This is a genomic window from Methylorubrum sp. POS3 (assembly GCF_043352485.1).
Lineage (GTDB): Bacteria > Pseudomonadota > Alphaproteobacteria > Rhizobiales > Beijerinckiaceae > Methylobacterium > Methylobacterium suomiense.
Genome location: NZ_JAPRBT010000001.1, coordinates 1,635,169 through 1,648,411, shown reverse-complemented (window position 1 = coordinate 1,648,411; position 13,243 = coordinate 1,635,169). Strand labels below are relative to the sequence as shown.

The following is a 13,243-nucleotide window of genomic DNA, read 5'->3' as shown; positions in this document are numbered from 1 at the left end:
CGGCCGGCGCAGGTGCCGGTTCCGGCAGGCATACCGGGGTCGCGCGTGCATTCCGGGAGGTTCGATGACATATCGGTGATTCTGGCGGCGCGCCGCCTTTCACTAACCCGGTGCCGGCTCCCGCGGCCGGCTGAGACAGCATGAAGATCACGCAGGCCTTCACCTTCGAGGCGGCCCATCGCCTACCCAACGTGCCGGAAACGCATCGCTGCCACCGCATGCATGGGCATTCCTACCGCGTCGAGCTGACGGTCTCCGGCGAGATCGACGAGAAGACCGGCTGGATCATCGATTTCTACGACATCGAGAGCGCCTTCGACCCGCTCCTGAAGCGGCTCGACCACCATTGCCTCAACGACATCGAGGGCCTCGAGAACCCGACCGCCGAGCATATCGCGGCCTGGATCTGGCATCAGGCCAAGCCGGCAATCCCCGGGCTGTCGAACGTGCGCGTCTTCGAGACGCCGATGTCCTGGGCCGAATACGAGGGCTGATAAGCCATGGCGGAGAGCGCAACGGGCAACGATGCCGGCGCCCTGGTGCTGTTCTCCGGCGGCCAGGACTCGGCCACCTGCCTCGCCTGGGCGCTCGACCGCTTCCCCCGGGTCGAGACCCTGGGCTTCGATTACGGCCAGCGCCACCGGGTCGAACTCGACCGTCGCGCGGCCCTGCGCCGGGGGATGACCGCCCTCGACCGGTCTTGGTGGCGCCGGCTCGGGCGCGACCACACCCTCGATCTCGGGGCGCTCGGCGAGATCTCCGACACGGCGCTGACCCGCGAGAGCGAGATCGCGCTGGAGCGGGACGGGCTGCCCAACACCTTCGTACCGGGGCGCAACATCGCCTTCCTGACCTTCGCGGCCGCCCTGGCCTACCGGCGGGACCTGCGCCACATCGTCGGCGGCATGTGCGAGACCGATTACTCGGGCTATCCCGATTGCCGCGACGACACGATCAAGGCGCTGCAGGTCGCGCTGAATCTCGGGATGGAGCGCCGCTTCGTCCTGCACACGCCCCTGATGTGGCTCGACAAGGCGCAGACTTGGTCGCTCGCGGAGGAACTCGGCGGCCGGGCGCTGGTCGACCTCATCGTCGAGGAGAGCCACACCTGCTATCGCGGCGAGCGGGGCGAGCGCCACGCCTGGGGCTATGGCTGCGCCACCTGCCCGGCCTGCGACCTGCGCGCCCGGGGGTTCACACGCTATCTCGCGGCACGGGCCGATTGAGGCGGATCGCGCCCGAACGGTCGCCCCGACCGAACCCATCAACCGAACGACGGGAGGAGCCCATGCGCGCCGATGCCTTCTTCGAGGCCGTGACCGCCCTGCCGGTGGCGGCGTTCGAGACGATCCTGCCGGAGGGCGGCCTCGTCGTGGTCGCGCCGCATCCGGACGACGAGAGCCTCGGCTGCGGCGGGCTGATCGCGCAGGCCCTGGCCAGCGGCCGGAGCGTGCGCGTCGTCATCGTCAGCGACGGCTGCGGCTCCCACCCGAACTCCAAGGCCTATCCACACGACCGCCTGCGGAGCCTGCGCGAAGCCGAGACGGTGGCGGCCATGGCGGCCCTGGGACTCGGGGCGGAGCATATCCACTTCCTGCGCCTGCCCGATGGCGGCGTGCCGAGCGAAGGCCCGCGGGCCGAGGCGGCGGCGGCGCGCATCGCGGACATCGCGCGGGAGGCCGGCGCGCGGGCCGTGTTCGTGACGTGGCGGCACGATCCCCATTGCGACCACACGGCCTCCGCCGCCATCGTCGATCTCGCCCAGGCGCATCTGCCGGGATCGGCCTTCTACGCCTACCCGGTCTGGGGTTGGACCCTGCCGCCGGAGCGCGAGGTCGGGGCGGCCCCGTCGGGCTATCGCCTCGCGGTCGAGGCGGAGCGGGCGGCCAAGCGCCGGGCGGTGGAGGCGCACGCCTCTCAGGTCTCGGGCCTGATCGAGGACGATCCCGCCGGCTTCCAGCTGCAACCCGCGATGATCGATCGCCTGACCGGCCCCTACGAGTGGTTCATCGCCCTGCCGGATTGACGGCGCACGCGACCCTCGCGCGACCCCGCCTTCCCGTGATCCTGCGTGTGGAGCCCCGAAAGGGGCTCCAGGGATCGCTCACGGCTTGGCACAGAGCCCGGTGATGCCGCCGCTGCCGGCCGGACAGGTGGCGGAGGTCGCCGCATCGAACTGCGCCGGCCCGCCCTTCAGGCAGACCGCCGAGACGACCACCTCGCCGGAATCGCAGGCGAGGGTGCAGCCGGTCTCCGGACAGGTCTGCGTGCGCACGACCCGGAACGGGCTCGCGGCCGCAGTGGCGGCCTCGCCCTTGACCCCGGCCTCGCCCTTGGCGCCCGCCTCACCCTTGGCCCCGGCTTCACCTTTGGCCCCGGCCTCTCCCTTGGGACCCGTCTCTCCCTTCGGGCCGGCCTCCCCCTTGGGGCCGGCCGGGCCCGCGGGACCCGGCGCGCCGGCCGGGCCTGCCTCGCCGCGTTCGCCCTTCTGCCCCTGCGGCCCCGGGGCGCCGGGCGGTCCCTGGATACCGTCGGGACCGGGCGGTCCCTGGATCCCCGCCACACCCTGCGGACCCGGCTCGCCCGCCTTGCCCGGCTGTCCCTCCGGGGCGCAATTGGCGATCACCGCCTCGCGCTCGTCCTCGCCCGACTTCACGACGGCCACGCAGGTGGCAGGCCGATAGGGCAGGCGGAACTCGAAGCGCCCGCGCCGGTCGGACAGCACGGAGATGTCGTCGTCGAGGACCACGGTCTGATTGCTCTTGCGGATGCTGCCGCTGATCCGCAGGTCGCCCCCCTCGATGCGCGCGTCCCAGATCTGGATCGGGGGCACCGAGGTCTTCGAACGGCCCTGTGCTTGAGGTCTGGGCTGGGCCTGAGCCGGCCGCGCCTGGGGCGCGGGCGCATCGGCCGGCGCAGGCTGCTGGGCTGCGGCCGGTGCGGCGAGCAACAGGCCCGCCAGCAGGATCGGCCACGGCAAACGTCCCACGGCGCACGTCGCAGGCATCTCGTTCCTCCCGGCTCGCCCGCGCGTCTACCGGCGCGGCGGGGCAGGTTTCGGCGGCTCCGGCCGAACGGTCAAGCCCGCTCGCCCCCGGTTCTCTCTCACGCTCCCGCCATCGTGAGAATCAGCGGCCCGTTGCGGGTGGCGACCACCGTGTGCTCGTATTGCACCGTGCGGGCGCGCGGCCGGCTGTAGAGGGTCCAGGGATCGTCGCCGTTCTCGGCGAAGTCGGCGCCCAGCGACAGGAACGGCTCGACGGTGAGCACCAGCCCCTCACCCATGATCCGGCGCTCCGACGCGTCGGGCCATGTGGCGATCTCGGTGGGCTCCTCGTGCAGGGCGCGGCCGACGCCGTGGCTCGCGAGATTGCGCACCAGGGTGTAGCCGTTCTTCGCGGCGAAGGTGCCCACCGCCCGTCCGATGCCGGCGACGGGCTTGCCGGCGCCGACCTGGCGCAGGCCGGTCCACAGGGCGCGGCGTCCATCCTTGCAGAGGCGCTCGACCGCCCGCGTCACCGGCGGCACCGGAAACGAGGCGCCGGTATCGGCGAAATAGCCGTCCTTCTCCGCCGAGACGTCGATGTTGACGAGATCGCCCGGCCCGATCCGGCGATCCCCGGGAATGCCGTGGGCGATCTCCTCGTTGACGCTGATGCAGGTGGCACCGGGAAAGCCGTAGACCGTCTCCGGCGCCGACCGCGCGCCGGCCCCCTCCAGGCAGGCCCGGCCGATCGCGTCGAGGTCGCGCGTGGTCATGCCGGGTTCGATGGCCCTTCCCATCGCCTCCAGCGTCTCGGCGACGATGCGCCCGATCCGCTTCAGGGCCGCCAGTTCGTCGTCGCTCGACACCGTCATGGGGATTCCTCGAAGATCGGCGGCCCGCTCGCATCTCGGCTATAGCGAAGCCGGGCGGTCGGGCGAAGCCGCGCCGTCTTGCTCCTTGCGTTGGGCTGCGCGCATAGAGGGACGCCATGCGCCGCTCGCTCCTCTCCGCCCTTCTCGCGCTCCCGCTGCTCGCCCCCTCCCCCGGCCGGGCGGACACGTGCGACGCCCTCGCCCAGACCATCGCCCAGGCCACCGGCGCGAAGAAGCCGGGGCGGCGGACGGGCCCGAGCATCGACGTGCGCACGGCGAGCGGCGTCACGCTCAATCTCACCTGCCGGGCCCAGCCGATCGTGCAGGCCGCCTCGGGCGATCCCTCCCCGTCCGCCGCCTATTTTCGCGACCTGACCCTCGCCTCGGAATCCGTGATCGGCGAGCCGGCGGCGGCGATCGGGCCGATCCTCACGCGGGCCTACGAGACGGCTCTGCGCGAGGGCCGCAAATCCTTCATCCAGCAGAACGGCTGGTCGGCGAGCTGCTACACCGACAGCGCGGGAGCCCTGCGCACCCTCTGCTCGGTCGGCCGCATCCCGACCGACTGAGCGGGACCCCGACCGCCTGCTCCGCTTGAACCGGGCGCCGCCCTGCGCCAATGCGGTCGCGGAGACAAGAATCGGGACGGGGTAGGAGACGGAAACGATGGCGGAGGCAGCCGGCAACCACCTGTTCGATCTCGTGCGCGCGCATCTCCCGGCCGATCCGAGCGGATCCACCTTCATCGAAGCCGTCACCGAGGGCCGGCGCTACAGCTACGCCGACCTCCTCACCCGCTCGGGGGCCTACGCGAACGCCCTCGTCGGCCTCGGCGTGCGACCCGGCGACCGGGTCGCGGTGCAGGTCGAGAAGAGCGCGGAGGTGATCTTCCTCTATCTCGGCGCGGTGCGGGCCGGGGCGATCTTCCTGCCGCTCAACACCGCCTATACCGGAGCCGAGATCGCCTACTTCCTGGGCGATGCCGAGCCGGCCCTGTTCGTCTGCGACCCGGCCCGGGAGGCGGATCTCACGGCCGTGGCCCGCGGGGCCGGCGTCGCGCAGATCCGCACCCTCGGCGGCGACGGGCACGGCAGCATGGCCGAGGCGGCGGACGCCGCCGCGACCGATTTCGCCGACCTGGCCCGCGGGCCCGAGGATCTCGCCGCCATCCTCTACACCTCGGGCACGACCGGGCGCTCGAAGGGCGCCATGCTGAGCCACGACAACCTCGTGTCCAACGCCCTAACGCTGGCGCAGTACTGGCATTTCACGGAACGCGACGTGCTGATCCACGCGCTCCCGGTGTTCCACACCCACGGCCTGTTCGTTGCCACGAACATCGTGCTCGCCACCGGCGGCACCATGCTGTTCCTGCCCCGCCTCGACGCGAAGAAGATCCTGGAGCTGATGCCGCGGGCGACCGCGATGATGGGCGTGCCGACCTTCTACACGCGGCTGCTCAAGGAGCCGGGCCTGACCCGCGAAGCCGCCGCGCACATGCGCCTGTTCGTCTCAGGTTCGGCGCCGCTGCTCGCCGAGACGCATCGCGAATGGTCGGAGCGCACCGGCCACGCGATCCTCGAACGCTACGGCATGACCGAGACCAACATGAACACCTCGAACCCCTACGAGGGCGCGCGGCGGGCCGGCACGGTCGGCTTCCCGCTGCCCGGCGTGACCCTGCGGGTGGTCGAGCCCGAGACCGGCGCGCCGCTCGGCCCCGAGGAAGTCGGGATGATCGAGGTGAAGGGTCCCAACGTGTTCCTGGGCTATTGGCGCATGCCCGAGAAGACCGCCTCCGAGTTCAAGGCGGACGGTTTCTTCATCACCGGCGATCTCGGCAAGATCGATCGCGACGGCTATGTTCACATTGTCGGCCGGGGCAAGGATCTGATCATCACCGGCGGGTACAACGTCTATCCGAAAGAGATCGAGACCGAGATCGATGCTCTGCCCGGCGTGGTCGAATCGGCGGTGATCGGGCTGGCCCACCCGGATTTCGGGGAGGGCGTCACCGCCGTGGTGGTGGCGGGCGAGAACGCTCCGGACGAGGCCGGCATCCTCGCGGCGCTGGAAGAGCGGCTCGCCAAGTACAAGTGCCCCAAGCGCGTGCTGTTCGCCGACGATCTGCCCCGCAACGCCATGGGCAAGGTGCAGAAGAATGTTTTGCGGGAGAGCCATGCTGGGCTCTACGCGGGCCCGCCGAAGGGGTGACGGGCGGTAGCGCTCTCGCGTCTGTGATGCGATTGTGGCGCCCGAGATGATATGGGGCTGCCCGTCCGAAAGGCGTGGGGGGCCGCCTGTTCGACCGCCCCAAGGAATCGTCGGGACAACGCTGACCGTGACCAGCCGCCAGGAGCACGACCGGATCGACGCGGAACTTCACCGCGTCGCCAAGAGCTCGGACCCCTTCGCCGCCGCCGTTCGGGCGACCCGGATGCCGATGCTGATCACCGATCCGAGTCAGCCCGACAACCCGATCGTCTTCGTCAACGACGCGTTCATCAAGCTCACGGGCTACGGCCGCGAGGAAATCCTCGGCCAGAACTGTCGCTTCCTCCAGGGGCCGGAGACGAACCGCGCCGATGTCGACAGGATCCGCGACGCCATCGAGCGGCGCGTTCCGATCGAGATCGACCTGCTGAACCATAAGAAGAGCGGCGAGGTGTTCTGGAACCGGCTGCTGATCTCGCCGGTCTTCGACGAGGAGGGGCAGCTCACCTACTTCTTCGCCTCGCAGTTCGACGTGACGCTGGAGCGCGACCGTCTGGTGCGGCTCCAGCGCGACCGCGACGCCCTGGAGCAGGAGGTCGAGCGCCGCAACGACGACCTCACCCGCAGCGAGAACCGCCTGCACTTCATGCTCGCCGCCGGCCGCCTCGGCGCCTGGAGCCTCGATCTGGGCGCGCGCCGCCTCGTCGCCTCGGAGCTGTGCAAGCTGAATTTCGGCCGCTCGGCCGAGGAGCCCTTCACCTACGACGATCTCGTCGCCGCCGTAGTGCCGGAGGATCGCCCGAAGCTCGAGGCCGCGATGCAGGCCGCCATCGACCGGCGGTCCGATTACGACGTCGAGCATCGCGTCACCGGGCCGGGCGGCGAGGTCCGCTGGGTTCAGTTGCGTGGCCGAGCCTATTATCGGGCCGACGGCGCGCCGCTCTCCATGGCGGGCATCTCGCTGGACGTGACCGAGCGCAAGCGCGCCGACGAGCAGCGCGCGCTGCTCGCCGCCGAGATGAAACACCGGGTCAAGAACTCGATCGCCACCGTGCAGTCGATCGCCCACCAGACCCTGCGCAACGCCGCCTCGATCCAGGATGCGCAGAAGACGCTCGACGCGCGCCTCAACTCGCTGGCGGGCGCCCACGACATCCTCACTTCCGAGAACGATGTCGGCGCGACCTTGGCCGAGGCGGTCGAGACCGCGCTCAGCCCGTTCCGGGTGACCCCGCGGGGCCGCATCCGGGTCGGTGGGCCGGAGGTGCGCCTGTCGCCGCGCCTGACGCTCGCCGTGGTGATGGCCCTGCACGAACTCGCCACCAACGCCTCGAAATATGGCGGCCTCTCCAACGATTCCGGCCGGGTGATCCTGAACTGGGAGGTCGACGGCAAGCCTCCGGGCGCCCGGCCCAGCAAGGATTCCGCCGACGGCCAGGGGCCGACGCCCGCCCTGCTCCGGCTGCGCTGGGAGGAACTCGACGGCCCGATGGTGGAGAAGCCGACCCGGGTCGGGTTCGGCACCCGCATGATCGAGCGCGTGCTCGCTGCCGAATTCGGCGGCCGCGCCGCCATCGACTACCGCCCCCGCGGCCTCGTCTTCACCGTCGAGGCGCCGCTGCCGGATTGAGGGCCGCTCGCTCCGCCGCCCCTTCATCCCATCCGATTCCCCATCCTGAGGTGTCCGCGCGAGCGGGCCTCGAAGGAGGGCTCCAGAAGTCTGAACGATCCCTGGAGGCCTCCTTCGCGGCTTCGCTACGCTCCGCACCTCAGGAGGAGGGGGATGGGTGGGGTGGCAGCCGCCAGTCCTGACACCCGGACCGATCGCTCCATCGGCCGCAATCCCGTTTCGAACCGCTCCATGGTAAGGACGGGCGAGCCGGGCGCCGTTCTTGCGTGCACCCCGCGAAACGAACGAGGCGAAACGCCATGCCGGAGCTTCATCCCGAGGTCGCCGCAGTCACCGAGCGGGTGATTGCCCGCTCCCGCGACAGCCGCCGCGCCTATCTCGACCTGATCGACCGGGAGCGCGAGGCCGGCGTGCACCGCCCGAAGCTCGCCTGCGGCAACCTCGCCCACGGCTTCGCGGCGTCGGGCGAGGACAAGTCGGCGATCATCGCGGGCCGGGCCATGAATATCGGCGTCGTCACCGCCTATAACGACATGCTCTCGGCGCATCAGCCCTACGGGCGCTACCCGGAGCAGATCAAGATCTTCGCCCGCGAGGTGGGGGCCACGGCCCAGGTCGCCGGCGGCACGCCCGCCATGTGCGACGGCGTCACCCAGGGCCAGCGCGGCATGGAATTGTCGCTGTTCTCCCGCGACGTCATCGCCCTCTCGACCGCCGTGGCGCTCAGCCACGGCATGTTCGAGGGCGCGGCCCTGCTCGGCATCTGCGACAAGATCGTGCCGGGCCTGATCATCGGGAGCTTGCGCTTCGGCCACCTGCCGATGATCCTGATCCCGGCCGGTCCCATGCCCTCGGGCCTCGCCAACAAGGAGAAGCAACGCATCCGCCAGCTCTTCGCCGAGGGCAAGGTCGGGCGGAAGGAGCTTCTGGAGAGCGAGTCCGCCTCCTATCACGGCGCCGGAACCTGCACCTTCTACGGCACGGCGAATTCCAACCAGATGATGATGGACGTGATGGGCCTGCACATGCCCGGCGCCTCCTTCATCAATCCCGGCACCCGCCTGCGCCAGGCGGTGACGCGCGCGGCGATCCACCGGCTGACCGAGATCGGCTGGAACGGCAACGATTACCGGCCGATCGGGCGCTGCATCGACGAGAAGGCGATCGTCAACGCCATCGTCGGCCTGCTCGCCACCGGCGGCTCGACCAACCACGCGATCCACCTGCCGGCCATGGCGCGCGCCGCCGGCATTGTCATCGACTGGGAGGATTTCGATCGCCTGTCCGGCGTCGTGCCCCTGATCGCCCGCGTCTACCCGAACGGCGCGGGCGACGTGAACCACTTCCACGCCGCCGGCGGCATGTCCTACGTCATCGCCTCGCTGATCGATGCCGGGCTCCTGCACGACGACATCCTGACGGTGGCCGGCACCCGCCTGCGCGACCACGCCCGCGACCCGAAGCTTTCGGGAGAGGGAGACGATCTGACATTCGAGGACGCCCCCGCCGAGCCCCTCGACGACACGATGCTGCGCCCGCCCGCAACACCGTTTCAGCCGGATGGCGGGATGCGGCTGGTGAAGGGCAATCTCGGGCGTGCCACCTTCAAGACCAGCGCGGTCGAGCCGCAGCGGCGCACCATCGAGGCTCCGGCCCGCGTCTTCTCCGATCAGGACGACGTCATCGCCGCCTTCAAGGCGGGCGAGTTGGAGCGCGACGTCGTCGTGGTCGTGCGCTTCCAGGGGCCGCGGGCCAACGGCATGCCGGAGCTGCACAAGCTGACGCCGCCGCTGGGGGTTCTGCAGGACCGCGGCCACAAGGTCGCGTTGGTGACCGACGGGCGGATGTCGGGCGCCTCCGGCAAGGTGCCGGCGGCGATCCATCTCAGCCCCGAGGCGGTCGGCGGCGGCCCGATCGGCCGCATCCGCGACGGCGACGTGATCCGCCTCTCGGCGGAGGACGGCGTACTCGAGGTGCTGGTCGATCCGGCGGAATGGGATGCCCGCGAGGACGCCGCCCCGCCGCCGCCCGGCCTCGGCACCGGCCGCGAGCTGTTCGCCTTCATGCGCCACGGCGCCGACGATGCCGAGCGCGGCGGCTCGGCGATGCTGGCGGCCGCGGGCCTCTGACGACGAGAACCACCGGGAGACACCGACATGAGCCCCATCGACGCGCTGATGCGCTCCGTCCCCGTGATCCCGGTCCTCGTCGTCGAGGATGCGGCGGATGCCGTGCCGATCGCCGAGGCCCTGGTCTCCGGCGGACTGACCGCCCTCGAAGTGACCCTGCGCACCCCCGCCGCCCTCGATGTGATCCGGGCGATGTCCTCGGTGGAGGGTGCCGTGGTCGGCGCCGGCACCGTGCTGAACGCCCGCGACCTCGACGCCGCCATCGGCGCGGGTGCGAAGTTCATCGTCAGTCCCGGCCTCACCGCGCCCCTCACCGAAGCCGCCACCGCCTCCGGCGTCCCTTATCTCCCGGGCGTGGCGACCTCGGCCGACATCATGCGCGGCCTCGACCACGGGCTCGAGCGGTTCAAGTTCTTTCCGGCGGAGGCGGCGGGCGGGCTGAAGGCGCTCAAGGCCCTGGCGGCGCCGTTCCATCGGGTGCGCTTCTGCCCCACCGGCGGCATCACCGAGACGACCGCCCCGGACTGGCTCGCCCACCCCTCGGTGCTCTGCGTCGGCGGAAGCTGGGTGGTGCCGGCGGGCAAGCCCGATCCGGCCGCGATCCGGCGACTGGCGCAAGCTGCCGCAGCCTTGCGCGCCGTCTGACCCTCCTCATTCCGCGAGTGATGCCGCTCCCACGCAGGGGGGGCGCGCGATCCTGCGATCTGCCCTTCAATGCCATCCCCCCTGTCCCAGTGCCGGAGGGAGGGAAGCCCTGTTCCATGTAAGGCTGTCCGCCGAATCAACCGCGCGGAACGGTGTGGACATCGGCTGTCGTCAGGCCGCTTGCGCCCCGGACGCCGCCGGACAATGGCTTGAGCGTGATCAAATCCCAGCCTGAACAAGATGCCCCGACCACCCCAACTGCTGCATCGGCGCAACAGCCCGCTCCGTTCCACATCTCATCTTATTTATATTGATTTCATATAATCACGATAAACCACTGACAAAACTCATATATTTTATATATGGCACATATTTTTCCGATTTTATCAGTCTAACTTACTGTTAAAATTCAATTGATCTTGAACAGCCCACTCCGCCATCTCGGAAAAATACGGCGACACGACGTCGTCCAATAATTCCAAGAAGACGGGATTCGAACATGCGATATTCAAGAACCCAGGAGGCTGCCTTCGCGATCGTTGCGGGCGTCTCGGCGGCCTGCACGGCACCTGTTCAGGCGCAAACGGTCGGCCCCGTGCCATCCCTCTCACCCGCCGTGACCTTGGACGAACTCTCCGTCGAAGGTCTGCGGGGCGTGCGGAACGGCCCGCAGGGCGGCGTCACCGTCGGCTATCTCGGCAAGGCGACCCGCAGCGCGACCAAGACACCGACGCCGCTCATCGACACGCCGCAATCCGTTTCCGTGATCACGCAGGAACAGATCCGCGATCAGGGCTTCCAATCGATCGGCGAGGCGACGCGCTACGTGCCGGGCGTCATCCAGGCGCAGGGCGAGGGCAACCGCGACGAGTTGGTCATCCGCGGCCAGCGCACGACGGCGGACTTCTTCGTCAACGGCGTCCGCGACGACGTGCAATATTACCGGGATCTCTACAACACGCAGCGCATCGAGGTGCTGAAGGGCCCCAACGCGATGATCTTCGGTCGCGGCGGCGGCGGCGGCGTCATCAATCGCGTCCTCAAGGAGGCGGACGGGGTGCCGATCCGCGAGGTGGTCGCCCAGGGTGGTCAGTTCTGGAACAAGCGGGTCGCTTTGGATGTCGGTGACCGGGTTTCGGACAACGTCTTCTTCCGCCTCAACGGCGTCTTCGAGGATACGGCCGCCTACCGCGACTTCGTCGACATCCGCCGCTACGGCGTGAATCCGACGATGACCTTCTTGCTGGGGCCGAAGACGACGCTCAAGCTCTCGTACGAGTATTTCCATGACGATCGCACCACCGATCGCGGCCTGCCCTCGTACTTCAACCGGCCTTACCGCTACCGGGAGAACACATCTCGCTATTTCGGCAACCCGTTCCTGTCGCCGACGCATGTCGATGCGCATATCGCCACCGCCCAGCTCGACCACGCGTTCGACAACGGCGTCGTCATGCACAGCCAGTCGCGCTTTGCCGATTACAACAAGTTCTATCAGAACGTCTTCCCCGGCGGAGCGGTCAACGCCGCCGGCACGCAGGTCTCGATCGCGGCCTATAACAGCCAGACGGACCGGACGAATTACTTCAATCAGACCGACTTCACCTATCAGTTCCGAACCGGACCGCTCAAGCATACGCTGCTCGGCGGATTCGAACTCGGCTACCAGAAGGGTCAGAGCCTGCGCAAGGACGGGTTCTTCGCCTCCAACGGCACGCGCTCCCTGGTCGTGAATCCCCTCGCGCCGCTGACGCGGGTCGGCGTCAATTTCGTCAACCTCTCATCGGGGGCCAACAGCACCTACGATCTCGGCCTCGCCGCCGCCTATGTTCAGGATCAGGTCGAGGTGAACGAGTATCTGCAGATCATCGGCGGTCTGCGCTTCGATCACTTCGACTTCTCGTCCCTCAATCGCCACAACGCCGTTACGCAGAACCGCATCGACAATCTGATCTCGCCGCGGGCCGGCGTGGTGATCAAGCCGTTCCAGAACCTGTCCGTCTACGGCAGCTACAGCGTCTCGTACCTTCCCAGTTCCGGCGACCAGTTCAGCGCCCTGTCGCCCACCCAGTCGATCACCGAACCGGAGAAGTTCGTGAATGCCGAGGTCGGCGTGAAGTACGACGTGTCGCCGAGCCTGCAGCTCACCGGCGCCCTGTTCGACCTCGACCGCACCAACCAGCGCATCTACACCGGCGGCAACTTCAACCTTGCCGTGGCCGGCAGCACCAACACCAAGGGCGCCGAGATCGGCCTCAACGGCTACCTCACCGATTGGTGGTCGGTGGCGGGCGGCTACGCCTTCACCGATGCCCGCATCACCGGGAACCTGACCGACTCGATCCTCCGCGGCAACACGGTCGCTCTGGTGCCGCAGAACGCCTACACGCTGTGGAACCGGTTCGACCTCAGCCGGCAGCTCTCCGTCGGCATCGGCTTCATCAACCAGTCGCACGCCTTCGCCCTGTCCGACGGGAGGGTGCGTCTGCCGAGCTATTCCCGCTTCGACGCGGGCATCTTCTACAACATCAACGAGAACACGCGCTTCCAGATCAACGTCGAGAACCTGTTCGACCGGCGCTACATCCTCTCCGCCCACAACAACAACAACATCATGCCCGGCGCACCCCGCACCGTGCGCGCGCAGCTGATCGTGCGCTGGTAGACGCCGTCCGGCATCGTTCGCGACGAGAGCGTCGTCCTGGGTCGCGCATCCGGGACGACGCTCTCGTCCGTGCCGCCGTGGCCACCTCAACGCAGATCGGAC

The 13,243-nt window shown here is 69.2% G+C and carries 11 protein-coding genes; 9 read left to right on the top strand and 2 right to left on the bottom strand.

The annotated features are described in order from the left end of the window. The first annotated feature begins 140 nt into the window (after positions 1 to 140). The 3 genes from queD to OWC43_RS07830 all read left to right on the top strand — a co-directional run bounded on the left by queD (position 141) and on the right by OWC43_RS07830 (position 2,026). Complete coding sequence (gene queD / locus OWC43_RS07840; protein ID WP_137829571.1) at positions 141 to 494, top strand: 6-carboxytetrahydropterin synthase QueD; 354 nt, start codon at positions 141 to 143, stop codon at positions 492 to 494. Positions 495 to 500: 6 nt separating this feature from the next. Then, on the top strand, positions 501 to 1,226 hold the full coding sequence (gene queC, locus OWC43_RS07835; protein ID WP_137829570.1) for a 7-cyano-7-deazaguanine synthase QueC: 726 nt from the start codon (positions 501 to 503) through the stop codon (positions 1,224 to 1,226). Positions 1,227 to 1,288: 62 nt separating this feature from the next. After that, the gene (locus tag OWC43_RS07830; protein ID WP_393956268.1) at positions 1,289 to 2,026 is read left to right on the top strand and encodes a PIG-L deacetylase family protein; all 738 of its coding nucleotides are present in this window, start codon (positions 1,289 to 1,291) and stop codon (positions 2,024 to 2,026) included. 78 nt (positions 2,027 to 2,104) lie between these two features. Here OWC43_RS07830 and OWC43_RS07825 read toward each other — a convergent pair whose 3' ends face one another. Then, on the bottom strand, positions 2,105 to 3,007 hold the full coding sequence (locus tag OWC43_RS07825; protein ID WP_393956267.1) for a collagen-like protein: 903 nt from the start codon (positions 3,005 to 3,007) through the stop codon (positions 2,105 to 2,107). A gap of 98 nt (positions 3,008 to 3,105) precedes the next feature. Continuing rightward, entirely contained in the window at positions 3,106 to 3,858 is a 753-nt protein-coding gene (map, locus tag OWC43_RS07820; RefSeq protein ID WP_137829567.1) for a type I methionyl aminopeptidase, read from the bottom strand. Positions 3,859 to 3,974: 116 nt separating this feature from the next. Between map and OWC43_RS07815 the strand changes: the two genes are divergently transcribed. The 6 genes from OWC43_RS07815 (at position 3,975) to OWC43_RS07790 (ending at position 13,141) form a co-directional block, all read left to right on the top strand. Beyond that, complete coding sequence (locus tag OWC43_RS07815; protein WP_393956266.1) at positions 3,975 to 4,427, top strand: hypothetical protein; 453 nt, start codon at positions 3,975 to 3,977, stop codon at positions 4,425 to 4,427. Positions 4,428 to 4,524: 97 nt separating this feature from the next. Continuing rightward, positions 4,525 to 6,072: a malonyl-CoA synthase gene (locus OWC43_RS07810; protein ID WP_393956265.1), complete on the top strand. Its 1,548-nt coding sequence runs from the start codon at positions 4,525 to 4,527 to the stop codon at positions 6,070 to 6,072. Between the two features lie 127 nt (positions 6,073 to 6,199). Next, the gene (locus OWC43_RS07805) at positions 6,200 to 7,702 is read left to right on the top strand and encodes an HWE histidine kinase domain-containing protein (RefSeq protein ID WP_393956264.1); all 1,503 of its coding nucleotides are present in this window, start codon (positions 6,200 to 6,202) and stop codon (positions 7,700 to 7,702) included. 299 nt (positions 7,703 to 8,001) lie between these two features. Further along, the gene (edd, locus tag OWC43_RS07800; protein ID WP_393956263.1) at positions 8,002 to 9,831 is read left to right on the top strand and encodes a phosphogluconate dehydratase; all 1,830 of its coding nucleotides are present in this window, start codon (positions 8,002 to 8,004) and stop codon (positions 9,829 to 9,831) included. 27 nt (positions 9,832 to 9,858) lie between these two features. Then, positions 9,859 to 10,476, top strand: coding sequence for a bifunctional 4-hydroxy-2-oxoglutarate aldolase/2-dehydro-3-deoxy-phosphogluconate aldolase (gene eda / locus OWC43_RS07795; protein ID WP_393956262.1), 618 nt, complete (start codon positions 9,859 to 9,861; stop codon positions 10,474 to 10,476). Positions 10,477 to 10,975: 499 nt separating this feature from the next. Continuing rightward, a complete protein-coding gene (locus OWC43_RS07790) occupies positions 10,976 to 13,141 on the top strand; it encodes a TonB-dependent receptor (protein WP_393956261.1) in 2,166 nt (721 codons plus the stop codon). Positions 13,142 to 13,243 lie beyond the last annotated feature (102 nt).

What these genes read in the sequence shown, in the direction of transcription:
- OWC43_RS07810 (WP_393956265.1), top strand. Translation starts at nt 4,525, where the DNA reads ATGGCGGAGGCAGCCGGCAACCACCTGTTCGATCTCGTGCGCGCGCAT.
- queC (WP_137829570.1), top strand. Translation starts at nt 501, where the DNA reads ATGGCGGAGAGCGCAACGGGCAACGATGCCGGCGCCCTGGTGCTGTTC.
- eda (WP_393956262.1), top strand. Translation starts at nt 9,859, where the DNA reads ATGAGCCCCATCGACGCGCTGATGCGCTCCGTCCCCGTGATCCCGGTC.
- queD (WP_137829571.1), top strand. Translation starts at nt 141, where the DNA reads ATGAAGATCACGCAGGCCTTCACCTTCGAGGCGGCCCATCGCCTACCC.
- map (WP_137829567.1), bottom strand. Translation starts at nt 3,858, where the DNA reads ATGACGGTGTCGAGCGACGACGAACTGGCGGCCCTGAAGCGGATCGGG.
- OWC43_RS07790 (WP_393956261.1), top strand. Translation starts at nt 10,976, where the DNA reads ATGCGATATTCAAGAACCCAGGAGGCTGCCTTCGCGATCGTTGCGGGC.
- OWC43_RS07830 (WP_393956268.1), top strand. Translation starts at nt 1,289, where the DNA reads ATGCGCGCCGATGCCTTCTTCGAGGCCGTGACCGCCCTGCCGGTGGCG.
- edd (WP_393956263.1), top strand. Translation starts at nt 8,002, where the DNA reads ATGCCGGAGCTTCATCCCGAGGTCGCCGCAGTCACCGAGCGGGTGATT.
- OWC43_RS07825 (WP_393956267.1), bottom strand. Translation starts at nt 3,007, where the DNA reads ATGCCTGCGACGTGCGCCGTGGGACGTTTGCCGTGGCCGATCCTGCTG.
- OWC43_RS07815 (WP_393956266.1), top strand. Translation starts at nt 3,975, where the DNA reads ATGCGCCGCTCGCTCCTCTCCGCCCTTCTCGCGCTCCCGCTGCTCGCC.